Source organism: Streptomyces sp. SudanB25_2051 (assembly GCF_964272635.1).
In the GTDB taxonomy this organism is placed as follows: Bacteria; Actinomycetota; Actinomycetes; order Streptomycetales; family Streptomycetaceae; genus Streptomyces.
This window is the reverse complement of sequence record NZ_OZ186787.1, coordinates 4,686,503-4,708,870: the sequence shown is the minus strand read 5'-3', so window position 1 is coordinate 4,708,870 and position 22,368 is coordinate 4,686,503. Positions and strand designations below refer to the sequence as shown.

At 73.1% G+C, this 22,368-nt stretch carries 24 protein-coding genes and 1 riboswitch; of the genes, 5 read left to right on the top strand and 19 right to left on the bottom strand.

What is annotated here, in order from left to right:
- Nucleotides 1-234: 234 nt before the first annotated feature.
- The 4 genes from ligA to ACSUPT_RS21270 are packed head-to-tail and all read right to left on the bottom strand — an operon-like array spanning nt 235 to nt 4,732.
- Entirely contained in the window at nt 235-2,427 is a 2,193-nt protein-coding gene (gene ligA, locus ACSUPT_RS21285) for an NAD-dependent DNA ligase LigA (RefSeq protein WP_361658603.1), read from the bottom strand.
- Nucleotides 2,428-2,440: 13 nt separating this feature from the next.
- Nucleotides 2,441-3,454 (bottom strand): methionine synthase, encoded by a 1,014-nt coding sequence (locus ACSUPT_RS21280; protein ID WP_436945285.1) that lies wholly within the window; start codon nt 3,452-3,454, stop codon nt 2,441-2,443.
- 23 nt (nt 3,455-3,477) lie between these two features.
- Complete coding sequence (locus ACSUPT_RS21275) at nt 3,478-4,167, bottom strand: SDR family oxidoreductase (RefSeq protein ID WP_351966785.1); 690 nt, start codon at nt 4,165-4,167, stop codon at nt 3,478-3,480.
- Nucleotides 4,168-4,192: 25 nt separating this feature from the next.
- Nucleotides 4,193-4,732 (bottom strand): TIGR00730 family Rossman fold protein, encoded by a 540-nt coding sequence (locus ACSUPT_RS21270; protein WP_436945283.1) that lies wholly within the window; start codon nt 4,730-4,732, stop codon nt 4,193-4,195.
- A 63-nt stretch (nt 4,733-4,795) separates the two neighbouring features.
- Between ACSUPT_RS21270 and ACSUPT_RS21265 the strand changes: the two genes are divergently transcribed.
- Nucleotides 4,796-5,122, top strand: coding sequence for a DUF427 domain-containing protein (locus ACSUPT_RS21265; protein ID WP_404149387.1), 327 nt, complete (start codon nt 4,796-4,798; stop codon nt 5,120-5,122).
- Between the two features lie 95 nt (nt 5,123-5,217).
- Nucleotides 5,218-5,835, top strand: a complete 618-nt coding sequence (locus tag ACSUPT_RS21260) for an alpha/beta fold hydrolase (protein WP_404149384.1) — start codon at nt 5,218-5,220, stop codon at nt 5,833-5,835.
- Between the two features lie 136 nt (nt 5,836-5,971).
- Here ACSUPT_RS21260 and mnmA read toward each other — a convergent pair whose 3' ends face one another.
- A complete protein-coding gene (mnmA, locus tag ACSUPT_RS21255; protein WP_351966789.1) occupies nt 5,972-7,102 on the bottom strand; it encodes a tRNA 2-thiouridine(34) synthase MnmA in 1,131 nt (376 codons plus the stop codon).
- Between the two features lie 61 nt (nt 7,103-7,163).
- Between mnmA and ACSUPT_RS21250 the strand changes: the two genes are divergently transcribed.
- Nucleotides 7,164-7,859, top strand: coding sequence for an N-acetylmuramoyl-L-alanine amidase (locus ACSUPT_RS21250; protein WP_351966825.1), 696 nt, complete (start codon nt 7,164-7,166; stop codon nt 7,857-7,859).
- Nucleotides 7,860-7,974: 115 nt separating this feature from the next.
- On the opposite strand, the gene ACSUPT_RS21245 is transcribed toward ACSUPT_RS21250, so the two are convergent.
- Nucleotides 7,975-8,421 (bottom strand): anthrone oxygenase family protein, encoded by a 447-nt coding sequence (locus ACSUPT_RS21245; RefSeq protein WP_399219850.1) that lies wholly within the window; start codon nt 8,419-8,421, stop codon nt 7,975-7,977.
- Nucleotides 8,422-8,511: 90 nt separating this feature from the next.
- Here ACSUPT_RS21245 and ACSUPT_RS21240 point away from each other — a divergent pair, with 90 nt between their 5' ends.
- The gene (locus ACSUPT_RS21240; protein ID WP_399219851.1) at nt 8,512-9,090 is read left to right on the top strand and encodes a TetR/AcrR family transcriptional regulator; all 579 of its coding nucleotides are present in this window, start codon (nt 8,512-8,514) and stop codon (nt 9,088-9,090) included.
- Between the two features lie 132 nt (nt 9,091-9,222).
- Here ACSUPT_RS21240 and ACSUPT_RS21235 read toward each other — a convergent pair whose 3' ends face one another.
- The 3 genes from ACSUPT_RS21235 to ACSUPT_RS21225 all read right to left on the bottom strand — a co-directional run bounded on the left by ACSUPT_RS21235 (nt 9,223) and on the right by ACSUPT_RS21225 (nt 10,979).
- Complete coding sequence (locus ACSUPT_RS21235) at nt 9,223-10,386, bottom strand: cysteine desulfurase family protein (RefSeq protein WP_351966792.1); 1,164 nt, start codon at nt 10,384-10,386, stop codon at nt 9,223-9,225.
- An 80-nt stretch (nt 10,387-10,466) separates the two neighbouring features.
- The gene (locus ACSUPT_RS21230; protein ID WP_351966793.1) at nt 10,467-10,808 is read right to left on the bottom strand and encodes a DUF4190 domain-containing protein; all 342 of its coding nucleotides are present in this window, start codon (nt 10,806-10,808) and stop codon (nt 10,467-10,469) included.
- A gap of 12 nt (nt 10,809-10,820) precedes the next feature.
- Nucleotides 10,821-10,979, bottom strand: coding sequence for a hypothetical protein (locus ACSUPT_RS21225; RefSeq protein WP_351966794.1), 159 nt, complete (start codon nt 10,977-10,979; stop codon nt 10,821-10,823).
- Between the two features lie 99 nt (nt 10,980-11,078).
- On the opposite strand from ACSUPT_RS21225, the gene ACSUPT_RS21220 reads away from it, so the two are divergent.
- Nucleotides 11,079-11,720 (top strand): TetR family transcriptional regulator, encoded by a 642-nt coding sequence (locus ACSUPT_RS21220; RefSeq protein WP_436945280.1) that lies wholly within the window; start codon nt 11,079-11,081, stop codon nt 11,718-11,720.
- A gap of 37 nt (nt 11,721-11,757) precedes the next feature.
- Here ACSUPT_RS21220 and ACSUPT_RS21215 read toward each other — a convergent pair whose 3' ends face one another.
- From ACSUPT_RS21215 to ACSUPT_RS21170, 10 genes are all read right to left on the bottom strand, one after another.
- Nucleotides 11,758-12,588, bottom strand: coding sequence for a thioesterase family protein (locus ACSUPT_RS21215; RefSeq protein WP_351966796.1), 831 nt, complete (start codon nt 12,586-12,588; stop codon nt 11,758-11,760).
- 26 nt (nt 12,589-12,614) lie between these two features.
- A complete protein-coding gene (locus ACSUPT_RS21210; protein WP_351966797.1) occupies nt 12,615-13,292 on the bottom strand; it encodes a trimeric intracellular cation channel family protein in 678 nt (225 codons plus the stop codon).
- 281 nt (nt 13,293-13,573) lie between these two features.
- Nucleotides 13,574-14,683 carry an ABC transporter ATP-binding protein gene (locus tag ACSUPT_RS21205; RefSeq protein ID WP_351966798.1) on the bottom strand — a complete coding sequence of 370 codons (1,110 nt, stop codon included), beginning with the start codon at nt 14,681-14,683 and terminating at the stop codon, nt 13,574-13,576.
- Nucleotides 14,680-15,681, bottom strand: a complete 1,002-nt coding sequence (locus ACSUPT_RS21200; protein WP_351966799.1) for an ABC transporter ATP-binding protein — start codon at nt 15,679-15,681, stop codon at nt 14,680-14,682. Before ACSUPT_RS21200 ends, ACSUPT_RS21205 begins: the two co-directional genes overlap by 4 nt.
- 6 nt (nt 15,682-15,687) lie before the next feature.
- Nucleotides 15,688-16,641, bottom strand: coding sequence for an ABC transporter permease (locus ACSUPT_RS21195; RefSeq protein ID WP_351966800.1), 954 nt, complete (start codon nt 16,639-16,641; stop codon nt 15,688-15,690).
- 1 nt (nt 16,642) lies between these two features.
- Nucleotides 16,643-17,647 carry an ABC transporter permease gene (locus ACSUPT_RS21190; RefSeq protein ID WP_351966801.1) on the bottom strand — a complete coding sequence of 335 codons (1,005 nt, stop codon included), beginning with the start codon at nt 17,645-17,647 and terminating at the stop codon, nt 16,643-16,645.
- A gap of 90 nt (nt 17,648-17,737) precedes the next feature.
- A complete protein-coding gene (locus ACSUPT_RS21185) occupies nt 17,738-19,408 on the bottom strand; it encodes an ABC transporter substrate-binding protein (protein ID WP_351966802.1) in 1,671 nt (556 codons plus the stop codon).
- A gap of 207 nt (nt 19,409-19,615) precedes the next feature.
- On the bottom strand, nt 19,616-20,395 hold the full coding sequence (locus ACSUPT_RS21180) for an enhanced serine sensitivity protein SseB C-terminal domain-containing protein (protein WP_351966803.1): 780 nt from the start codon (nt 20,393-20,395) through the stop codon (nt 19,616-19,618).
- 52 nt (nt 20,396-20,447) lie between these two features.
- Nucleotides 20,448-21,248: an enhanced serine sensitivity protein SseB gene (locus ACSUPT_RS21175; RefSeq protein WP_436945276.1), complete on the bottom strand. Its 801-nt coding sequence runs from the start codon at nt 21,246-21,248 to the stop codon at nt 20,448-20,450.
- A 136-nt stretch (nt 21,249-21,384) separates the two neighbouring features.
- Nucleotides 21,385-22,038, bottom strand: a complete 654-nt coding sequence (locus ACSUPT_RS21170) for an AAA family ATPase (RefSeq protein ID WP_361658560.1) — start codon at nt 22,036-22,038, stop codon at nt 21,385-21,387.
- 148 nt (nt 22,039-22,186) lie between these two features.
- Nucleotides 22,187-22,282: riboswitch (glycine riboswitch) on the top strand.
- Nucleotides 22,283-22,368: the final 86 nt, after the last annotated feature.

Here is a 22,368-nt window from a genome sequence, read left to right as displayed (position 1 = left end):
TCTCACAGCCGGCGGTGCCGTTGCCTCTGCCTGGTGATGGCCTGTTGTCGTGCCACCACGACTGGACTTCCAACGCGGCCGCGCACGACAGGCGCACGTCACAACAGTAGGCCGCGGAGGGCGTTGACGGGCAGCGCTCTACAGCTCTTGCCCGAATGCGACCCGGCCACCCTTATCCGTCTGATATGCGCTGAACGGGTGACGTTTTCCGGCCTGTTCCATGCGCTCGTCCGTCTACTGTTCGACCGGGACGGCCACTTCGCGGGCGGCGTCGGGGCCCTGCTCCAGCAGGACGGCGAAGCCGGCCTCGTCCAGAACCGGAACCTTCAGCTGGACCGCCTTGTCGTACTTGGAGCCCGGGTTCTCCCCCACCACCACGAACGCCGTCTTCTTGGAAACGGAACCGGTGACCTTGGCGCCCGCCCGCTGGAGGGCCTCCTTCGCGCCGTCCCGCGTGTGGTTCTGGAGCGTGCCGGTGACGACGACGGTGAGCCCTTCGAGCGGGCGGGGGCCCTCGTCCTCGCCGGTGCTCTCCTCCTCCATGCGGACGCCCGCGGCGCGCCACTTGCGCAGGATCTCGCGGTGCCAGTCCTCCGAGAACCACTGCTTCAGGGAGGCGGCGATGGTCGGGCCGACGCCCTCGACGGCCGCCAGCTCCTCCTCGGTGGCCTGTTCGACGCGGTCGATGGAGCGGAACTCGCGGGCCAGCGCCTCGGCGGCGACGGGGCCGACGTGGCGGATCGACAGGGCCGTGATGACCCGTGCGAGGGGGCGCGTCTTGGCCTCCTCGATGTTGGCGAGCATCGCCAGGGCGTTCTTCTTCGGCTCGCCCTGCTGGTTGGCGAAGACGGTGACGACCTTCTCCTCGCCGGTCTTCGGGTCCCGCTTGGGCAGCCCGCTGTCCTGGTCCAGGACGTACGCCTTGATGGGCAGCAGCTTCTCGATCGTCAGGTCGAACAGGTCGCCCTCGTCCGCGATCGGCGGCTCGGCGGGCTCCAGCGGGCGGGTGAGCGCCGCCGCGGCGACGTAGCCGAAGTTCTCGATGTCGAAGCAGCGGCGCCCCGCCAGGTAGAACAGCCGTTCCCGCAGCTGGGCGGGGCACGTACGGGCGTTCGGGCAGCGCAGGTCGACGTCGCCCTCCTTCATGGGCTTCAGGGGCGTCCCGCACTCGGGGCACTCGGCCGGCATGACGAACTCCCGCTCGCTGCCGTCCCGCAGGTCCACCACGGGCCCCAGGATCTCCGGGATGACGTCGCCGGCCTTGCGCAGCACGACCGTGTCGCCGATCAGGACGCCCTTGGCGCGCACCACGTCCTGGTTGTGCAGGGTGGCGAACTCGACCTCCGAGCCGGCGACCGTCACCGGCTCCACCTGCGCGTACGGCGTGACGCGGCCCGTGCGGCCGACGCCGACGCGGATGTCGACCAGCTTGGTGTTGACCTCCTCGGGGGCGTACTTGTACGCGATCGCCCAGCGCGGGGCGCGGGAGGTGGAGCCGAGGCGGCCCTGGAGGCGGATCTCGTCCAGCTTGACGACGACGCCGTCGATCTCGTGCTCCACCGAGTGGCGGTTCTCGCCGAAGTACGCGATGAACTCCCGGACGCCGTCGATGCCGTCCACCACGCGGTTGTGCCGGGCCGTGGGCAGGCCCCACTCGTGGAGCAGGTCGTACGCCTGCGACAGCCGGTCCAGGCTCAGGCCCTCCAGGGCGCCGATGCCGTGCACCACCATGTGCAGCGGGCGCGTGGCCGTGACGCGGGGGTCCTTCTGGCGGAGCGAACCGGCCGCGGCGTTGCGCGGGTTGGCGAAGGGCTTGTCCCCGGCGGCGACCAGACGGGCGTTCAGCTCCTCGAACTTCTCCATCGGGAAGTAGACCTCGCCGCGGATCTCCACCAGGTCCGGGACGCGGTCGCCCTTCAGGCGCTCCGGGATGTCGGAGATCGTGCGGACGTTCGGCGTGATGTCCTCGCCGGTGCGGCCGTCGCCGCGGGTCGCCGCGCGCGTGAGGCGGCCCTTCTCGTACGTGAGGTTCACGGCGAGGCCGTCGACCTTCAGCTCGCACAGGAAGTGGTGCTCCGCCGAGCCGACGTCCCGGCCGACGCGCTCCGCCCAGGCGGCGAGGCCCTCGTCGTCGAAGACGTTGTCCAGGGACAGCATGCGCTCACGGTGCTGGACGGCCGTGAACTCCGTCTCGTACGTCCCGGCGACCTTCTGCGTGGGCGACTCGGGCGTACGCAGCTCCGCGTACCGCTCCTCCAGCTCCTCCAGGGACCGCAGCAGCCGGTCGAACTCGGCGTCGCTGATGACCGGCTGGTCCTTCACGTAGTACCGGAAGCGGTGCTCCTCGACCTCTTCGGCCAGCCGGGCGTGCTCCTCCCGCACCTCCGCCGGTACCGCGTCGCGCTGGTCATGCTGTTCGACAGCCACGTCGATCCTCCCGTTACTCAGGGTTGTCCGCGAGGGACTTCGCCGCCTTGACACAGTGCGCCAGCGCGCGGCGGGCATAGTCGGGCGAAGCACCCGCCAGCCCGCACGTCGGAGTGATCACCAACGACTCGGCGAGAGTCCCCGGATTCAGCCCCAGCCTGCGCCACAGCGTCCTGACACCCATGACGCTACCGGCAGGGTCTGACAACGCGCGGTCAGTGGAGGGCACGACGCCCGCGAACAGCTTCGTGCCGCCCTCGACGGCCTCACCGATCGCCTCCTCGTCACGCTCCGTGAGAAGTCCGAAATCGAACGAGATGGCCGCGGCGCCGGCCCGGCGCAGCAGCGCGAACGGCACGTCGGGGGCGCACGAGTGCACGACGGCGGGCCCGTCGTGGACGCCCATCACGTCCCGCAGCGCGCTCTCCGCGACCTGCCGGTCCACGGCCCGGTAGGTGCGGTAGCCGCTGGCGGTCCTGACCTGACCGCGCAGGACCGCGGTGAGGGAGGGCTCGTCGAGCTGGAGCACCACCCGGGCGCCCGGGACCCGGCGGCGCACCTCCGCGAGGTGGCCGCGCAGCCCCTCGGCGAGCGACGCGGCCAGGTCGCGGCAGGCCCCGGGGTCGCCGAGGGCCGCCTCGCCGCCCCGCAGCTCCAGCGCGGCGGCGAGCGTCCAGGGGCCGACCGCCTGGACCTTCAGCAAGCCGGTGTACCCCTGGGTGAACTCCTCCAGCGCGTCGAGGTCCTCGCCCATCCACGAGCGGGCCCGGCGGGTGTCCCTGCCGGGCCGGTCGCTGACCCGCCAGCCGCTGGGCTCGACATGCGCGTAGACCTCGACCAGCAGCCCCAGCGTCCGGCCGATCATGTCGGCGCCGGGGCCGCGGGCGGGCAGTTCGGGCAGGTGGACGAAGTCCTCGAAGGACCCGGTCACGGTCCTGGCGGCCTCACGGGCGTCGCCGCCCGGCATCGACCCGACCCCCGTAGCCGGGCCCCAGTTGATGTCGTCGCTGTGGTTGTTCTCGCTCACCCGGGAAGGGTACGCGCAGGCGGCTACCGGCCCGGCCGGACGGTGAGGTCCTGGATCTCCGCGTCGCGCGGCAGGTCGATGGCCGTCAGGACGGTCGTGGCGACCGACTCGGGGTCCATGAGCCCGGACGGGTCGTACTCCCTGCCCTCCTGCTGGTGGACCTTGGCCTGCATGGGGCTGGCCGTGCGGCCGGGGTAGACGGACGTGACGCGGACGCCGTGGCCGTGCTCCTCCGCGCGCAGCGCGTCGGCGAGGGCCTTCAGACCGTGCTTGGACGCGGCGTACGCGGACCACTCGGGGTTGGCGCGCAGCCCGGCACCGGAGTTGACGAACACGACGTGCCCCTGGGAGACCCGCAGCTGCGGCAGGAGCAGCCGGGTCAGCTCGGCGGGGGCGACCAGGTTGACGTCGAGCTGGGTGCGCCACGCCTTGGTGGTCAGCTCGCCGACGGGTCCGAGGTCCACGACGCCGGCGATGTGCAGCAGCGTGTCGAGCCGGTCGGGCAGTTCCTGGTGGGAGAAGGCCCACGACAGCCGGTCCGGGGCGGCGAGGTCCCCGACGAGGGTGCGGGCGCCCGGGTACAGACCGGCCAGTTCCTTGGCCCGGCCGGCGTCGCGGGCCAGCAGGATCAGGTCGTCCCCGCGCGCGTGGAGGCGGCGGGCGACGGCCGCGCCGATGCCGGAGCCGGCGCCGGTGATCAGGTGTGTGGTCATGGGGGCCATGCTCGCACCCGCGCCGTCAGCGGATCCCGGCGGCCTCTTCCAGGTAGGCGAGCGCGGAGACGCCGTCCTCGGCGAAGAACACCAGCTCGGTGAGGGGCAGCGGCAGGAAGCCCTCCTCCTCCATCCGGCGGAACTGCTGCTTCAGCCCGTCGTAGAAGCCGGCCGTGTTGAGCAGGACGACCGGCTTGCCGTGCAGGCCGTGCTTCTTCAGCTCCAGGATCTCGGTCGCCTCGTCCAGGGTGCCGGTGCCGCCCACCATGACGACGATCGCGTCGGACCGGGCCAGCAGCTGCGCCTTGCGCTCCGCCAGGCCCCTGGTCACGATCATCTCGTCGCAGCCGGGGCGCGCCTTGTGGGCGAGGAACTCCACCGACACGCCGACGAGCCGGCCGCCCGCCTGCTGCGCCGCGTCCGCCACGACCTTCATCAGGCCGGAGTCCGAGCCGCCCCACACGAGCGTGTGCCCGCCCTTCGCCAGGAGTCCGGCGAACTCGCGCGCGGGGCCGGTGTAGCGGTCGTCGAGGTCGGCGGCGGAGAGGAAGACGCAGATGTTCATGGGGCAACGGTACGCGGCGGCCGCGTCCGGGAACCGTGCCGGGCGGCCGGGCGTTGCCCCGGTATGACCACTTCGGGGCACCGCATCACCATCGAGCCGGCCGACGGGCCGGTGCGCGTCGTCCGGGACGGCGTGCGGGTCGCGTCGACCACCCGCGCCCTGGCCCTGCGCGAGACGGGCTGCCCCCTGCGGCTGTACATACCGGCCGAGGACGTGCGCGCGGACCTGCTGGAGCCCTCGCGGAAGCGCACGTACTGCCCGTTCAAGGGCACGGCGTCGTACTGGTCCCTGCCGGGCCGCCCGGACGCGGTGTGGGCGTACCCCGATCCGAAGCCCGAAGTCGCCGCCATCCAGGGGCACTTCTGCTTCTACGACGAGGGCGAGAGCTGACGGCGGTCCTTCGCGGAGGGCTTCGGCAAGGAAATTCTCCCCGGCGGCGATGAGTTGGCGGCGGCCCGCCGGTCTGCCCCTGCATGGACGATCTGATGACGAGGGCGGCGGCTCCCGCTGCGCCCGTTCCGGGGTGGGTGACGTCGGCCGACGGCACGCCGATCGCGTACGAGCGGCGGGGCGGGGGGCCGCCGCTCGTGCTGGTCGGCGGGGCGCTGTCGACGGGGGTGGGCGCGTGGCGGCTGGCCGGGCTGCTCGCCGAGCGGTTCACGACGTACACCTACGACCGGCGCGGCCGGGGCGGCAGCGGGTGCGAGGCGGCCGCGTACGACCCGCGGCGGGAGGTCGAGGACCTGGCGGCGGTCCTCGCGGTGGCGGGCGCGGGCGCCGGGGTGCACGGCCTGTCGTCGGGCGGCGCGCTCGTGCTGGAGGCCGCGGCGGCGGGGGTGCCGATGGGGCGCGTCTCGGTGTACGAGCCGCCGTACGGCGCGGACGAGGACGCCCATGACGGGGTGCCGGTCCACCGCCTGGCGCGGGTGCGCCGGCGGGTGCTGGTGCTGGACGGAGGGGCGAGCCCGCAGTGGCTGCGGGACGCGGCGCGGGCGGTCGCGCGGGCCCTGCCGTACGGCCGGCACGCCACCCTGACCGGCCAGACCCATGTGGTGGCCCCCCATGTGCTGGCGCCGGCCGTGGCCGGCTTCCACACGGAGTGAGGGCGCGCGGCGGACGGCCGGGGCCAGGCGTGGCGCGCGGCGGACGACCGGGGCGGCGGGCGGGGGCGCCCCGGACGTCGGGCCGTGGCGGGGGCGGCGGGCGCGGGCACCGGGGCGGCTCCCCGGGCCCCGGACGTCAGGCCGTGGCGGGGGCGGCGGTGCGGCGGGTGGTGGCGGCGATGGTGGCCGAGCCGACCACGCGTGTGCCGTCGTACAGGACGATCGCCTGGCCCGGCGCGACCCCGCGTACGGGCTCGGTGAAGGCGACCTTCAGCTCGTCGCCCTCCAGCACGGCCGTCACCTCCGTCTCGCCGCCGTGGGCGCGCAGCTGCGCCGTGTACGTGCCGGGGCCCTCGGGGGCGCGGCCGCACCAGCGGGGCTTGATCGCCGTGAGGGCGGTGACGTCCAGGGCCTCGGCGGGGCCGACGGTGACGGTGTTGTTCACCGGGGAGATGTCGAGGACGTACCGGGGCTTGCCGTCGGGCGCCGGGTGGCCGATGCGCAGGCCCTTGCGCTGGCCGATGGTGAAGCCGTAGGCGCCGTCGTGGCCGCCGAGCCGGTTGCCGTCCTCGTCCACGATGTCGCCCTCGGCCTTGCCGAGCCGCGAGGCGAGGAAGCCCTGGGTGTCGCCGTCGGCGATGAAGCAGATGTCGTGGCTGTCGGGCTTCTTGGCCACGGCGAGGCCCCGCCGCTCGGCCTCGGCGCGGATCTCGTCCTTGGTGGTGACCGTGTCGCCCAGCGGGAACATGGCGTGCGCGAGCTGGCGCTCGTCGAGCACGCCGAGGACGTAGGACTGGTCCTTGGCCATGTCGGAGGCGCGGTGGAGCTCGCGGGTGCCGTCGGGGAGGGTGACGACCTTGGCGTAGTGGCCCGTGCAGACCGCGTCGAAGCCCAGCGCGAGCGCCTTGTCGAGGAGCGCCGCGAACTTGATCTTCTCGTTGCAGCGGAGGCACGGATTGGGCGTGCGGCCCGCCTCGTACTCGGCGATGAAGTCCTCCACGACGTCCTCGCGGAAACGCTCCGCCAGGTCCCACACGTAGAAGGGGATGCCGATCACGTCGGCGGCGCGGCGGGCGTCGCGGGAGTCCTCGATGGTGCAGCAGCCGCGGGCGCCGGTGCGGAAGGACTGCGGATTGGCGGAGAGCGCCAGGTGCACCCCGGTCACGTCGTGGCCCGCCTCGGCGGCGCGGGCGGCGGCAACGGCGGAGTCCACGCCGCCGGACATGGCGGCGAGGACGCGGAGGGGGCGCGGGGAGGTCTCAGTCATAGCCCTACCAGGGTACGGGGCGCCGGGAACCGTCGTCGTGGCAGTGAGCGTTCTCGGTGGCATGGGCCAGGAAGAGACCGGACGGGTGAGGCGGCGCGCGGTGCTGATCGGCGGCGGCGCCGCGGTGGCGGGCGCCGCCGCGCTGGGCTGGGACGAGCTGCGGCGGCTGTGGTGGCGGCTGCCGGGCACGGAGAAGCGGCGGGTGGAGGGCGAGCTGGACCACGCGGGGGCGGTGTGGACGGCGGCGGCTCGGGCGAACTGGAGGCGGGCCGACCGGCCGGACGACTTCGGCATCGACCGGGTGGTGATCCATGTGGTGCAGGGCAGCTACGCGACGGCCCTGCGGGTGTTCAAGAACCCGGGGCACGGCGCGGCGACGCACTACGTGGTCGGCAAGGACGGGCGGATCGCCCAGATGATCCGCGAGCTGGACGTGGCGTTCCACGCGGGAAACCGGGAGATGAACGAGCGGAGCATCGGCATCGAGCACGAGGGCTTCGTGGACCGCCCGAAGGACTTCACGCCCGAGATGTACGCGGCGTCGGCGCGGCTGACGGCGGACATATGCGCCCGGTACGGCATACCCGTCGACCGGGAGCACATCATCGGCCATGTCGAGGTGGAGGGCACGGACCACACGGACCCGGGCCCCCACTGGGACTGGGACCGGTACATGGAGCTGGTCCGCCGGGCGGCGTCGGCCCCCCGCCCGTCCGCCTCCCCCGCCTCCGCGTCCCGCGCCACGCGGCAGGGATAGGCCGCCCGTCCGGGGAACCCGGGCGCGCCCCAGCCCCGCGGCGCCCGCGCCGGCGCCGCCTGCCTGACGCGTCCGGACGGGACGGGGGCCGCGGGTGCGCGGAGCGGTCGCGGGGTCAGGTGAGGGCGGCGGCCAGGAGGGCGAAGGCGGCGACGATGACGGCGACGCGGAGGTGGTGGTAGCGCTCCCAGCGGCGCAGCTGCCGCCTCCAGTCGGCGGGCCGGTTCTCGGGGGTCCAGGTCTTGTTCCGGTTGTTGATCGGGACGAGCAGCAGGAGCGACATGACCACGCTGAGGACCAGGAGGCCGGCGGCGGTGAGGACGAGTCCGGTGCCGCGATGGCCCCAGTCGGCGACGGCCCACGCCGCGCTGAGGACGAGCGAGCCGATGTACCAGAACGGCATCAGGGCGCCGAGCATGCGGCCGCCGTGGGCGTGGGCGAGCTGGGCGCTGTCCTCGGGCAGGGCGTCGAGGATCCGGTTCATGACGAAGGCGACGGAGAACTCCACCCCCACCATCAGGCCGACGGTGACGATGGTGACGACCTGGAGCGTGCCGAGCATGGTGATCCTCCGCGTTTCTAGCGCCGCTAGGTGATGAAGCAACGCTAGACCTTCCGCCGCTCGATTGTCTAGCGGTGCTAGCATCAGGGCATGTCGGTACAGGAACGCAAGCAGCGCGAACGGGCGGAGCGCGAGCGCCTCATCGTGGCGACGGCCCGTGAACTCGCCGAGGAGCAGGGCTGGGACGCGGTCACCACCCGCCGGCTCGCCGAGCGCATCGAGTACAGCCAGCCCGTCCTCTACAGCCACTTCCGGGGCAAGCGCGAGATCATCGGCGCCGTCGCCCTGCAGGGGGCCGCCGAGATGGCGGCGGCGGTGCGGGCCGCGGCCTGCGCCGCGGACGGCCCGCGCGACCGGGTCGCCGCGCTGGCCCGCGCCTACCTCGGGTTCGCCGCACACAACCCGGCGGTCTACGACGCGCTGTTCCAGCTGGACGGCGGTCTGGCGTACGCGCGGGAGGACACCCCGGAGGCGTTGAAGGACGCCTTCGCCGCGCTGATGGAGACCCTGGCCGAGGTGGCCGGGGACGGCGTCGAACCGGGGCTTTTCACCGAGACGTTCTGGGCCGCCCTGCACGGCCTGGCCACCCTGACCCGCGCGGGCCGCCTGCCGGCCGAGTACGCCGAGCGCAGGGTGGAGCTGCTGGTGGACCGGCTCGCCATCGTCTGACGCAGGCCCCCCGGCGGGCCCTCGAAGCCCTCCGGGAGACGGCAGCGCGGACAGGGCGGGCGCCCGTTCCGGCGCCCGCCCTCCATGATCGCGGGCCGGGGTGCGGCCTAGCCGAGGCCGGCGGTGCGGGCGCTAGCTGAGGCCGGCGGTGCGGGCGCGGGCGACGGCCGGGCCGATGGCCCGGGCGAGGGCGTCCACGTCGGCGCGGGTGGAGGTGTGGCCGAGGGTGAAGCGCAGCGTGCCGCGCGCCAGGTCCGGGTCGGTGCCGGTGGCCAGGACGACATGGCTGGGCTGGGCGACGCCGGCGGTGCAGGCGGAGCCGGTGGAGCACTCGATGCCCTGGGCGTCGAGGAGCAGCAGCAGCGAGTCGCCCTCGCAGCCGGGGAAGCTGAAGTGGGCGTTCGCGGGGAGCCGATCGTCGGGGTCGCCGCCGAGTACCGCGTCGGGGACGGCCGCCCGTACGGCGTCGATCAGTTCGTCGCGCAGGGCGCCGATCTCCCGGGCGAACCGCTCGCGGTGCTCGGTGGCGATCCGGGCGGCGACGGCGAACGCGGCGACGGCGGGCACGTCGAGGGTGCCGGAGCGCACGTGGCGTTCCTGCCCACCGCCGTGGAGGACGGGGACGGGGCTGTGGGTGCGGCCGAGGAGGAGCGCGCCGATGCCGTAGGGGCCGCCGATCTTGTGGCCCGACACGGTCATGGCGGCGAGCCCGGACTCGGCGAAGGAGACCGGGACCTGGCCGACGGCCTGGACGGCGTCGGAGTGCAGCGGCACGTCGAACTCGGCGGCGACGGCGGCCAGTTCGGCGATCGGCATGAGGGTGCCGATCTCGTTGTTGGCCCACATGACGGTGGCGAGGGCGACGCTGCCGGGGTCGCGTGCGATGGCCTCGCGCAGCGCGTCGGGGTGCACGCGCCCGTACGCGTCGACGGGCAGGTACTCGACGGTGGCGCCCTCGTGCTCGCCGAGCCAGTGGACGGCGTCGAGGACGGCGTGGTGCTCGACCGGGCTGGCCAGGACGCGGACGCGGCGCGGGTCGGCGGCGCGCCGGGACCAGTAGAGGCCCTTGACGGCGAGGTTGTCCGCCTCGGTGCCGCCGGAGGTGAGGACGACCTCGCTGGGCCGGGCCCCGAGCGCCTCGGCGAGCGTCTCGCGGGCCTCCTCGACGGTGCGGCGGGCCCGGCGCCCGGCGGCGTGCAGGGACGAGGCGTTGCCCGTGGCGGTGAGCTGGGCGGTCATCGCCTCGATCGCCTCCGGGAGCATCGGAGTGGTCGCGGCGTGGTCGAGGTAAGCCATGGTGCCCCGATTCTACGAGCCCGGGGCGGGCGCCCGGCGGGGGCGTATCCGGCCATTCGCCGCGGGCCCCCGCGGGGGCCTCAGCCGAGGTTCCAGGACACCGTGCCGTTGGCGGTGACCAGGGCGGCCAGTACGACGAGGTCGGCGACGCCCAGGGCCAGGCCGAGCAGGGCGCGGGCGGGGCGCCGGGTGCCCCGCCGCAGGGCGAGCACGGCGAGGCAGACGGCCATGGGGCCCAGGAGGATGTTGAAGACGAGCAGGCCGACGAGGCCGAGGACGAAGGCGGCGACGGCCATCCCGTCGGCGTCCCGGCGCACGGGCCGGGTGCCGGCGTCCCTGTTCGGGGCGCGCCCCGCGGCGTCCCGGCTCGCGGTCGGCCCGGCGCCGGCGGCGCGGCGCGGCAGTACGGCGGCGAGTCGCATCGCGGCCCCCCGTCAGTTCCGGTGGCGGGGGGCGGAGCGCTCGCGCACGGCGAAGACGAGCAGCCAGAGGGCGATGGCGGTGGCGCCGGCGGCGGTGACGGCCGGCGGCACGAAGGCCGCGGTTCCCATGAGCGTGCCCAGCAGGAGCAGGGCGGCGACGAGGAAGAGCATCGGGTTGCCTCTCGTTGAGCTGACAACTGTGCACTGACTGGTGAGTCTAGTGACGCGTACCCCTGGAGGCGTTGGGCGAACGGTTGTTTACTGCATGGCATGAGTCACACGACGGGAGCCGCGGCCGTCGCGGGCGTCCGGCAGGCGCGCAAGCTCAGGACCCGTCAGGCACTGCTGGACGCGGCGCTCGCGCAGCTGGAGGAGCGGAGCCTGAGCGGGCTGGGGCTGCGGGAGGTGACCCGGGCGGCAGGGATCGCGCCGACGGGGTTCTACCGGCACTTCCGCGACATGGCCGACCTGGGCGTCGCGCTCGTCGAGGAGTCGCTGGGCGGTCTGCACACGACGGTCCGGGCGCACCTGGCGGCGACGGCGGACAGCGAGCGGCTGATCGCCGGGGCGGTGGGGCTGGTGGCCCGTCTCGTACGGGAGCAGCCGGCGCACGTGCGGTTCCTGGCGCGGGAGCGGCACGGCGGGGTGCGGGCGGTGCGGGACGCGATCGGCGGTGAACTCGACCGGTTCGCCGGGGAGGCCGCCGACGCGCTGGCCGGGCTTCCGGAGGCGGCGGGCTGGCGGCGGGAGGACCTGCTGATGCTGGCGCGGCTGTACGTCGACCTGATGGTGACGACCGCGTACGCGCTCCTGGAGGCGGGGCCCGACGGGGCGGCGCGGGAGCGGGTCGAGGGGGAGGCGCGGCAGCGGCTGCGGCTGGTGGCGCTGGGCAGCCGCCACTGGCTGGACTGAACGCGCGCCTCCCCGGGGGGCTTGCGGGCCGGCTGCGTCAGGAGGCGTCGCGCGGGGCGCGGGCGAGCTGGCGGGACTGGGCGACGAGGCGGTCGGCGCTGTCCCACACCTCGGCGTCCTCCTCGAGGAAGCCGCCGGCGAGGTTGCGGGTGGTGATGGAGACCCGCAGCGGGCCGGGCGCGGGGCGGCAGCGGATGTGCGTGGTGAGCTCGACGGTCGGCGTCCAGCCGCTGAGGCCCAGGTCGAAGGCGGTCGGCGGGAGCGCGTCGACGGTCAGCAGCAGGGACAGCGGGTCGGGGTCGCGGCCGTCCGCGAGGCCGAACCAGCCGCGCACCTCGCCCTTGCCGGAGGGGGCGCCGACGGCCCAGCCGATGGTGGCCGGGTCGAGCTTGATGTCCAGGAGGCGGGCGATCTCGGCCGAGCCGGGCAGCGGGGTCGGCGCGTCCGCGGGGCCGAAGCAGTGCTCGTACGGCGGGATGGCGGGCGGCTTGGCGCTGGTGCGCACGTCGTCCGAGAGGGCGTCGAGGTCGCCGTACGTGGCGAGGACCCGGATGCGCTCGGTCTCGGTGCCGTCCTCCGCGTACTGGAAGAGGGACGCCTGGCCCGTCGACAGGGTGCGGCCGGTGCGGACCGTCTCGGTGCGGATCACGGCGGGGCCGGGCAGCGAGGGGGCCAGGTAGTGGGCCGACACGGAGAAGGGGTGCGGGTGCGGCAGGGCTTCGCCCAGGGCGCGGCCCAGCAGGGCGAGCAGGTAGCCGCCGTTGACGACGCCGAAGATCGTCCAGTCGGCGGAGAGGTCCGTGTCGTAGACGCCCGGGGCGCGGAGGTTCACCGCGGTGTCGCGGTCGAACTGACTGCTGCTGTCCATGGCCAGAACCGTACAACAGGTAACTACTAAGCGGTAGCTTTGTGCTCGGGCTCCTCGCGGGCGGTGGAGCGGCGGTTCCAGGCGCGGGGCGCCCGCCAGCTGTAGCGCAGCGCGAGCAGGCGCAGGACGAACGCGGCGAGGGCGGCGAGGGCGCTGGTGAAGGGGTTCAGCGCCTCGAAGCGGATGAACAGCACGACGAGGGTCGAGCCGACGATGGCCGGCACGGCGTACAGGTCGCGGTCCCAGCGCAGCAGCGACGGCGCCTCGTTCGCGAGGACGTCCCGCAGGACGCCGCCGCCGACGGCGGTCGCCATGCCGAGGACGGCGGACTGGGTGAGGCCGAGCCCGTACTCGTACGCCTTGGTCGTGCCGGCCACGCAGAACAGGCCGAGGCCCGCGGCGTCGAAGACGTTCACGGCCGCCTGGGTGCGCTCGACGACCGGGTGCAGGAAGAAGACGAGCACGGTGGCGACGAGCGGCATGACGAAGTAGCCGAGGTCGGTGAAGGCGGCGGGGGGTACGGCTCCGATGACCAGGTCGCGGAAGAGCCCGCCGCCCAGCGCGGTGACCTCGGCGAGGACGGCCATGCCGAAGACGTCGAAGTTCTTCCGCACGGCGAGGAGGGCGCCGGAGATGGCGAAGACGAAGATGCCCGCCAGTTCCAGGGCGTGGAGGACGGAGGGGGTGAACAGGTCCTGAAGCACCGCACAGTTCTACCGCGCGCCCCGCACCAGCACCCAAACCGTCCCCTCCCACCCCTGCGGGCGGGCCCCGACTGCGCTCAAGGCCCGAACACCGTTGTGGGCAGTCGTTCCTCCCCAAGGACCTTCGTCCAGGGGGGAGGAACGCATGCCCACAGCGGCGGCAGCACGCCCCGCACGGGGCCGCCCCACAAGCGGCGGGAGGCATCCCGCAGAGGGGCCCCGGCCGCTCGGGGGCCGGGGCGTCGGGCCCCCGAGCGGCACGCGGCGGCGGGGGCTCGGGGTCAGAGGGGGTTCTTGGTCTTCGGGTCCGCGGGCTCGGCCTCGGCCTCCGGAGCCGGCGCCGGCGCCGGCACGGACGTGCCGACCACCGCCTCCACCCCCGTCGGACGCGTCAGCGGCAACTCCCCCGACTCGATCTCCGCCGCGAAGTGGCACGCCACCTTGTGCCCCTCCCCCACGTCCACCAGCTCGGGCCGCTCCGAGGCGCACCGCGCCTGCGCCCACGGGCAGCGGGTGTGGAAGCGGCACCCCGCCGGGGGGTTGGCGGGCGACGGGAGGTCGCCGTGCAGGAGGATGCGCTCGCGGCGGTCCTCCACCTCCGGGTCCGGCACCGGGACCGCCGACATCAGCGCCTTGGTGTACGGGTGCTTCGGCGCCGCGTACAGCGCGTCGCTCGGCGCCTCCTCCACCAGGGAGCCCAGGTACATGACCCCGATGACGTCCGAGATGTGCCGGACGACGGCCAGGTCGTGGGCGATCACCAGATAGGTGAGGCCCAGCTGCTCCTGGAGCTCCTCCAGCAGGTTGATGACCTGCGCCTGGATCGACACGTCCAGCGCCGACACGGGCTCGTCGCAGATGATGACGTCCGGCTCCAGCACGAGCGCCCGGGCGATGCCGATGCGCTGGCGCTGGCCGCCGGAGAACTCGTGCGGGTACCGCGACAGGGCGTTGGCCGGCAGGCCCACCCGCTGCAGGATCGCCTTGATCTTCTCGCGGCGCTCCTCCTGACTGGCGCCGATGCCGTGCGCGAGCATCCCCTCGGAGAGGATCGACTCGATGTTCTGGCGCGGGTTCAGGCTGCCCAGCGGGTCCTGGAAGACCATCTGGAGGCGGCGGCGGAACTTCCGCATCTCCTCCTCGGGCAGCTTCGCCAGGTCGGTGCCGTCGAAGACGACCTCGCCGTCGGTGACGTCGACCAGCCGCAGCACGGCCCGGCCCAGCGTGGTCTTGCCGCAGCCGGACTCGCCGACCAGGCCGTACGTCTGACCGGCCTCGACCTTCAGCGAGACCCCGTCGACGGCGTAGACGTGGCCGACCGTGCGGTCGAAGAGGAGACCCTTCTTGACGGGGAAGTGGACCTTCACCCCGTCCAGTTCGAGCAGGCTCATGCCGGTACCTCCTCGGCCGGCGCGTCGGGCAGCACCGGGTTGACGCAGCGCACCCGGTGGCCTTCCGTGCGCGGCTCGGTCAGCTGGGGCGTGCCGGTGAGGCACTCCAGGGTGTAGAAGTCGCAGCGCGGCGCGAACGCGCAGCCGTCCGCCCAGGCGATCTTGTCGTTGATGGAGCCGCGGATCGGGTTCAGCGGCTCGCCGCGCGGGGCGTCCAGGCGCGGGATGGAGCCGAGGAGGCCGTGCGCGTACGGGTGCGTGGGGTGGGCGAACAGCTCGCGGCGGCCCGCCGACTCCACCGCCTTCCCCGCGTACAGCACGTTCACCTCGTCGCACAGCCCGGCGACGACGCCCAGGTCGTGGGTGATCATCAGCAGGGCGGTGCCCTCCTGGTCCACGAGCTCCTTCAGCAGCTCCAGGATCTGCGCCTGGATCGTCACGTCCAGGGCGGTCGTGGGCTCGTCGGCGATCAGCAGGCGCGGGGCGCAGGCCACCGCCATGGCGATGAGCGCGCGCTGCCGCATACCGCCCGACAGCTGGTGCGGGTACTCCTTCAGGCGCCGCGCCGGGTCGGGGATGCCGACCCGGTCGAGGAGGTGCGCGGCCTCCTTGCGGGCGGCCTCGCCCTTCAGCCCCCGGTGCCGCTGGAGGATCTCGGTGACCTGCACGCCGATCGGGATGACCGGGTTCAGGGAGGACAGCGGGTCCTGGAAGATCATCGCGAGCTTGCTGCCGCGCATGTCCCGCAGCTTCCTCGGGCTCATGGCCAGCAGGTCCTCGCCGTCGAACACGGCGCGCCCGCCGACGGTGACGCCCTTGCCGGGCAGCAGCCCCATCAGGGCGAGGGAGGTCACGGACTTGCCGCAGCCGGACTCGCCGACCAGGCCGACGACCTGGCCCTGGTCGACGGTGAAGGAGACCCCGTCGACCGCCGTCGACGGCTTGCGTCCGCGTCCGCCGAAGGTGACGGTGAGTTCGTCAACAGTGAGCAGTGGCATGGCAGTTCAGCCTCGCAGCTTCGGGTCGAGGGCTTCGCGCATGGCCTCGCCGAGCAGGGTGAAGCCGAGGGCGGTGATGATGATCCCGACCGCCGGGTAGACGGCCATCATCGGCGCGTTGTCGAAGAAGCGCTGCGCCTGGGAGAGCATCACGCCCCACTCGGGGACGGCCGGGTCCGGGTTGCCCAGGCCCAGGTAGGACAGGGCGGCGGCCTCGATGATCGCGGTGGCGAGGCTGAGGGTCGCCTGGACGATCACGGGGCTGAGCGAGTTCGGCAGGATCTGCGTGAGGACGATCCGCTTGCGCCGTACGCCGAGGGCCTTGGCCGCCAGGACGTAGTCCGTACCGCCCTGGGAGAGCATCGAGCCGCGCAGCAGCCGCGCGAAGATCGGGATCTGCACGACACCGACGGCGATCATCACGGTGGTCAGGGACTGGCCCATGACGGCCGCGATGGAGACGGCGAGCAGCAGCGACGGCAGCGACAGCAGGATGTCGATGAAGCGCATGACGACCGTGTCGACCCGCGCGCCGGCCTTGCCGCCGAGGGTGGCGGCGGCGCCGGACAGCATGCCGATCAGGGCGCCGACGACCAGGCCGATGAGCATCGACACGACGCCGACGAGCAGCGTCTGGCGGGCGCCGACGAGCATCCGGGAGAACATGTCGCGGCCCAGGTGGTCCAGTCCGAACCAGTTCTCGCCGCGGGCGCCGACGAACTTGCCCTGGTTGGCGAAGACCTCGCCGCGCCAGGTCTGCGCGGTCGGGGCGTGCGGCGCGAGCCACGGGCCGACGATCGCGACGATGACGAAGAGGGCGATGATGGCGGCGCCGATGACGGCCATCTTGCTGTTCTTCAGGCGGCGGAACGCCTCGCGCCACAGGCTGGCGCCGGTCGTCGTCTCATTGGCCTGGGTGAGCTGCGCGAGCCGGTCGATCTTGTCTGTCTTGGTGGACACGTCAGTTCACCCGCACTCTCGGGTCGATGAGGCTGTACGCCAGGTCCACCAGCAGGTTGATGACGACGTACACCATCGCGATGAACATGATGAAGCCGACGAGCACCGGGTAGTCGCGGGCGTCGATCGCGTCCTTGATGAAGGAGCCGATGCCGCCGAAGGCGAAGACGGACTCGGTGAGGACCGCGCCCGACAGGAGGGAGCCGGTGAGCAGGCCGATCGCGGTGACCACCGGCAGCAGCGCGTTGCGCAGCACGTGGCGGACGCGGACGGTGTTCTTCTCCAGGCCCTTGGACTCGGCGGTGCGGACGTAGTCCTCACCGAGGACCTCCAGGACGCTCGCGCGGGTCATCCGGACGATGACGGCGAGCGGGATGGAGGCGAGGGTGATGGCCGGCAGCGTCAGGTGGTGCAGCGCGTCCAGGGTGGCGTCGAACTCGCCGGTGAGGATGCCGTCGAGGACGGCGAAGCCGGTCACGTCGGTGGCGTCGAGTCCGGTGGTGAGCCGGCCGTAGCTGGGGAAGATGCCCAGGTTGACGGCGAAGATGCCCTTCAGGATGAGGGCGAGGAAGAAGACCGGGACGCAGATGCCGACCAGCGAGCCGGAGACGGAGGCCACGTCGAGCCAGCCGCCGCGCCGCTTGGCGGCGAGGTAGCCGAGCGGGATGCCGACGACCACGGCGATGAGCATCGCCAGGAGGCTCAGCTCCACGGTGGCCGGGAAGCGCAGGGCGAACTCGTCCCACACGGGCTGGCCGGTCTTGGTGGAGGTCCCCAGGTCGAGCTGGAAGATGCGCTTGAGGAAGCGGCCGTACTGCACCCAGACCGGCTGGTCGAGGCCCAGCGCGCGGTTGATGCGCGCCACTTCGGTGGGAGTCGCCCGTTCGCCCAGGATCGCTGAGGCGGGTCCGCCGGGCAGTCGGTTCAGCCACAGGAAGAGGAGAACCGACAGGCCGAGCAGGGTGGGTATCAGCTGTAGCAGTCTTCGTACGACGAGTCGCAGCACCCCGCATGCCCCTTTCTTACGTGTACGTCAGAAGCGGGCCCGCCCGGCCACGCAGTGCTGTGGCCGGGCGGACCCCGCGTGCGGATGCGATTACTTGAAGGAGACCTCGGCGAAGTTCTCCTGCGTCAGCGGGGAGACCTTCGGCGGGTTGACGTTCTTGCCGAACGCGATGGCCGGCGGGGACGAGGAGATCGGGAGACCCGGCAGGTACTCCATGATCGCCTCATTGGCCTTCTTGTACGCGTCCACGCGCTTGGCGGGGTCGCCAATCTTCGAGCCGGCGTTCACCGCGTCGAAGACCTTCGGCTCCTTGAAGCCCCACTGCTTGTCGTACTTGGCGAACCAGGTGCCGATGAAGTTGTAGCCGTCGTTGAAGTCACCGGTCCAGCCGAGCATGTGCAGGGCGCAGGCCCCCGCCTCGGTGGCGTCCAGGTAGTCCGGGGCCCACTTCATGGGCTTCGGGGTGACGGTGATGCCGGCCTTCTCCAGGTCGGACTTCATCAGCTCGAACATGTCCTGCGGGGCCGGCATGTACGGCCGGGTGACCTCGGTCGGGTAGCAGAACTCGAGCTTCAGCTTCGACTCGCCCGCGGCGGCCAGCAGCTGCTTGGCCTTGTTGGTGTCGTGGGCGTACGTCTTGACCTTGTCCGACCAGCCGGCGACCGTGTCGGGCATGAACTGGGTCGCGACCTTGCCGCCCTCGGGCAGCTGGGTCTTGACGATGTTCTCGCGGTCGATGGCGTGCGCGATGGCCTGCCGGACCTCGGGCTTCTTCAGCGCCGGGTTCTTCTCCTGGGTCATGCCCACGTAGAAGAGGTTGAAGACGTCACGGGTGGGGACGTTGAAGCCCTCCTTCTCCAGCGTCTTCACATCCGCGGGGGAGACGAGGTCGTAGCCGTCGATGTCACCGGCCTGGAGGGCCTGGCGGCGGCCTTCCTCGGTGGCGATCGTGCGGAAGACCAGGTTCTTCACCTTGGCCTTGTCGCCCCAGTAGTCGTCGAAGCGCTCAAGGGTGATTTCCTTGTTGCCCTTGTTCCACTTTACGATCTTGTACGGGCCGGTGCCGGCGACCGTGCCGGCCTCCTGGCTGTACTTGGGGTACGTGATGGCGTCGCCCTTGGCGGACGCGGCCTGCTTCGCGTACTCCTTGATCGCCTTCGGCGAGTGGATCGCCAGCGCCTGGAGGGAGAAGCCGCCCGGCAGGTTGGCGGAGGGCTGGTGCACCTCGATGACGGCGGTGTGCTCGTCCTTGGCGGTGCACGACTTGTAGTTCGGCTTGGGGGCTTCCTTGTCCTCGTTCTTGGCGAAGCCGCCCATGATCTTCTGCCAGTAGTACGAGACCGCGCTCGACTGGTAGGTGCCCTTCCAGTTGAACCAGTGGTCGTAGTTGGCGCAGACGGCCGCGGCGTTGAACGCCTCGCCGTCGTGGAACTTCACCCCCTTGCGGAGGTTGAACGTCCACACCGTGCCGGCCGCGTTGCCGGTCCACGACTCGGCGAGGCCGCCGACGAGCTTGCTGCCGCCGGACTCGTGCTCCAGCAGGGCCTCGAAGGCCTGGCGGGTGACGCGGAACGTCTCGCCGTCGCTGGCGAGCGCCGGGTCGAGCGAGCCGGGGTCACCGGCGCCGGCGAACACGAACGTGTCCTTGTCGCCGCCCTTGCCGCCGTCCTTGCCGCGTTCGCTGGCGCAGCCCGTCGCGATCATTCCGACGGCGAGCGCCGCGGTGACCGCCCGGACCGCACGGGACTTGAATATTCGCATGGGCCACCCCTGGTTTGGCCTAGTGAATGAGGTCTTGACCGGCCGAACACTACCGACGGGTGGCATCCCGGAGAACAGTCCGGATAGCGGTGATACCTAGTCGAGACCCGGACAGTCGCCAAACCGGTCCCATCCCGGACAAGCTCCCTGCGCCCGTTAACACGCCCGTCATACGGGGGAGTTCGGGAGGCACCCGCTGACGGGGTATCAGCGCTGCTGGGGGTATCCGTACGCGGCGGTGCCGCGCTGCGGCGGGGCGAGGTGGGCCTCGCGGTCGTAGAAGGGGCGGGCGTTGGCGCGCAGCCACAGCGCGACCGGGTCGTACCCGTCGGACATGGCGACCGTCGAGACGGGCAGCCCGTCGGGGACGGCGGAGACGGACTCCCGCATCATGGCGCGGACGGTGTCGACGGCTGCCGGGCCCGTGTCGTACAGGTCGAGGCCGATGGCGAGGTAGGGCGAGCCGAGCGCGGGCTGCACCCAGGCGCGGCGCAGGGAGCGCACGGCCGGGGTGCGGTGGGCGTTCTGGGTGAGCAGGGCGTAGAACTGCGGCAGCTCGATGGCGGGCTCGGAGAGGCGCAGCGGTCCGGCGGGCATGCGGTCCAGGCCGGTGGCGATGCGGCGCAGGTCGGCCCAGGGGACGCCGACGCCGCCGCCGGGGGCGTGCGGGTTGAGCCAGATGCCCCAGCGGTCGGGGTAGAGGGCGCGGGCCACGTCGCGGACGGCGACGACCTCGTGGGCGCGGGTCCAGCCGGAGGCGGCGAGCTCCTGCGCGGAGGTGACGCACGGGGCGTAGCCGAGGCCCTCGACCTCCATGTTCCCGTACTGGGCGTCGGGGGCGCCGGGCCGGCCCTGCCAGAGCAGCATCCACACATGGCCCTCGGCGAGGGCGTGCAGCAGGGCCTCGTACGCGTCGTAGCGCCCGGGCGTGACCTGCCGCAGCATGTGCTCGACCTTTCCGGCCGCCTCGGTGCCTGACGCGCTCACCTGATCCCGCCCCTCGTTCGCCTGCTTGCCCCAAGCTTACGGGGGCGGCCGCTCAGGAGCTGTGCTCGCGGCGGTAGAAGGGGCGCACCCTTTCGAGCATCCAGTCGCCGACGGGGTCCTGGGCGATGTCCAGGAGGACCATGTTGACCGGCCACTGCACGGGGACGGCGCCCAGGGCGCGGCCGAGGGCGTCCATGGGGGCGGCGCGGTCGGCGTCGTTCCAGGAGGTCAGCTGGACGCCGACGAAGAGGGTGGGCGCCTCGCCCTCGATGCTGGCGAGGGCGCGGCGGGCGGTGAGCACCGTGCCGGTCGCCTCGAACTCGGCGGAGGCGGCGGAGAGGAAGTCGACGGGGTCGTCCTGCCAGTCGGGTTCGAACAGGCGGACGCGGGCGCCGGACGGGCCGGCGGCCGGGCCGGGCACGGGCCCGGCGAGGGGGTCGCGGCCGGCCCGGCACAGTTCGGCGACGGCGGGCGGCGGCAGGGGCGCGCCGACGGTGCCGCCCGGGTTGAGGGCGATGCCCAGCTGCGGCGGCAGCCCGCGGGCGAACTCGACGGCCGGGGCGACGGCGTACGCCATGTGCGCGCCGGCGCAGGCGCGGAACTGGCTCTCGGAGGTGAACACCGGGACGTACGGGAGGCCGTCGAACTCCAGCGTGGGCAGGTTCAGGCCGGGGGCGCCCGGTCCGGCGCTGTCGGCAAAGCCGCCCCTGGGCAGCGGCACCCAGACGTGGCTGCGGCCGAGTACCTCGACGATGCGGGCGCCGGCGGCGTGCTGTCCGAGGGAGGCGGAGAGGACCTCCTCGAGCTCGTTGGACGGCCATGCGGTGTCGACTACGGCGGCTGCGCTGTCCACGGTGCCCCTCTCTGGCGTTACGTGCCGCAGCACCCTAGCGCGCCGCGCCCCGCTCCCGCCCCCGGCTCCCGCCTCCGCCCGCGGGCCCCGGCGGGCCGGGCAGCCGGGCGGACGGGGGGGGCGGCCGCGCGGGCGGTCAGTGGAAGCGGATGCGGGTGAGGGTCGTGGCGGCCGGGCGGTCCAGGAGGACGGCCGAGCCCGAGCCGGCGGGGAGCACGCCCCGCTCGGCGTCGCGGACGAGGCGGCCGACCGCCCTGCGGTGGCGGGCGAAGGCGTACGCGGAGACGCCCCGGCCCCGCTCCCGCTGGCCGTCGCGCGCCGTGCCGGGGTCCACGTCGAGCAGCAGCAGATGGAGGGTGCCGCCCCGGCGGCGGGCCTCGCGGGCGAGCCAGCGGCGCACCCAGGACTGGGTGCCGCAGTCGTGGACGACGACGCCCCGGCCGGTGCGCAGCCGGGCGCGCAGCCCGGCGTAGTGGGCGGCGCGGACGAGGGGGCGGTAGACGGCGTACGGCAGGAGGCGGGGCATGCGGGCCTCCCAGCGCTCCCGGGTGTCCTGGGAGTCGACGGCCCGGTCGGGCGCGACGCGGCGGATCAGGGTGGACTTGCCGCTGCCGGGCAGTCCGGAGACGACGACCACGTCGGCCTCGGCGAAGGACAGCTCGCGCGGGACGCGCCCGTCCCGGTCGCGCAGATCGCGCAGGACCGGGGCGGCCGTCGTGCGGGCGGGCAGCGCCGGCGGCGCCGGAACCCCCGCGGTCGTGGCGTACGCGCCGGACCGCTGCAACGTCATGTGCCCTCCCGAGCTCGGCTCCCCCCAGCCTGCCCAAGAAGTGTAAAGAACCGGTAATAGGGCACAAGCGATTTCGCCCCGGCCGAGGGTTTGCCGATCGGGGCCCTCGTGCGATGATGTGCGCGCCGACAACCTCATACAGGCCGCTCGAATCCGTGCGGGAGAGTTCCGGGCCGTGTCGCCCGGGCGCCGAAGGAGCAAGTTCCTCCCTTGAATCTCTCAGGCCCCGCACCGCACGTGATGAGGCAGATCTGAAAAGCGAGCCGTTCCCCGCAGCGCCGGGGCGCCGCTCCACCCAAGGTGCAAGCCGCCCCCGCGAGGGGTCACGGC

Coding starts and splice junctions, on each gene's coding strand:
- mnmA (WP_351966789.1), bottom strand. CDS start 7,102: ATGACTGAGACCTCCCCGCGCCCCCTCCGCGTCCTCGCCGCCATGTCC.
- ACSUPT_RS21230 (WP_351966793.1), bottom strand. CDS start 10,808: ATGCGACTCGCCGCCGTACTGCCGCGCCGCGCCGCCGGCGCCGGGCCG.
- ACSUPT_RS21205 (WP_351966798.1), bottom strand. CDS start 14,683: ATGAGCCTGCTCGAACTGGACGGGGTGAAGGTCCACTTCCCCGTCAAG.
- ACSUPT_RS21275 (WP_351966785.1), bottom strand. CDS start 4,167: ATGACCACACACCTGATCACCGGCGCCGGCTCCGGCATCGGCGCGGCC.
- ACSUPT_RS21240 (WP_399219851.1), top strand. CDS start 8,512: ATGTCGGTACAGGAACGCAAGCAGCGCGAACGGGCGGAGCGCGAGCGC.
- ACSUPT_RS21200 (WP_351966799.1), bottom strand. CDS start 15,681: ATGCCACTGCTCACTGTTGACGAACTCACCGTCACCTTCGGCGGACGC.
- ACSUPT_RS21215 (WP_351966796.1), bottom strand. CDS start 12,588: ATGGACAGCAGCAGTCAGTTCGACCGCGACACCGCGGTGAACCTCCGC.
- ACSUPT_RS21260 (WP_404149384.1), top strand. CDS start 5,218: ATGACGAGGGCGGCGGCTCCCGCTGCGCCCGTTCCGGGGTGGGTGACG.
- ACSUPT_RS21245 (WP_399219850.1), bottom strand. CDS start 8,421: ATGCTCGGCACGCTCCAGGTCGTCACCATCGTCACCGTCGGCCTGATG.
- ACSUPT_RS21220 (WP_436945280.1), top strand. CDS start 11,079: ATGAGTCACACGACGGGAGCCGCGGCCGTCGCGGGCGTCCGGCAGGCG.
- ACSUPT_RS21250 (WP_351966825.1), top strand. CDS start 7,164: ATGGGCCAGGAAGAGACCGGACGGGTGAGGCGGCGCGCGGTGCTGATC.
- ACSUPT_RS21185 (WP_351966802.1), bottom strand. CDS start 19,408: ATGCGAATATTCAAGTCCCGTGCGGTCCGGGCGGTCACCGCGGCGCTC.
- ACSUPT_RS21170 (WP_361658560.1), bottom strand. CDS start 22,038: ATGACGTTGCAGCGGTCCGGCGCGTACGCCACGACCGCGGGGGTTCCG.
- ACSUPT_RS21235 (WP_351966792.1), bottom strand. CDS start 10,386: ATGGCTTACCTCGACCACGCCGCGACCACTCCGATGCTCCCGGAGGCG.
- ACSUPT_RS21265 (WP_404149387.1), top strand. CDS start 4,796: ATGACCACTTCGGGGCACCGCATCACCATCGAGCCGGCCGACGGGCCG.
- ACSUPT_RS21225 (WP_351966794.1), bottom strand. CDS start 10,979: ATGCTCTTCCTCGTCGCCGCCCTGCTCCTGCTGGGCACGCTCATGGGA.
- ACSUPT_RS21270 (WP_436945283.1), bottom strand. CDS start 4,732: ATGAACATCTGCGTCTTCCTCTCCGCCGCCGACCTCGACGACCGCTAC.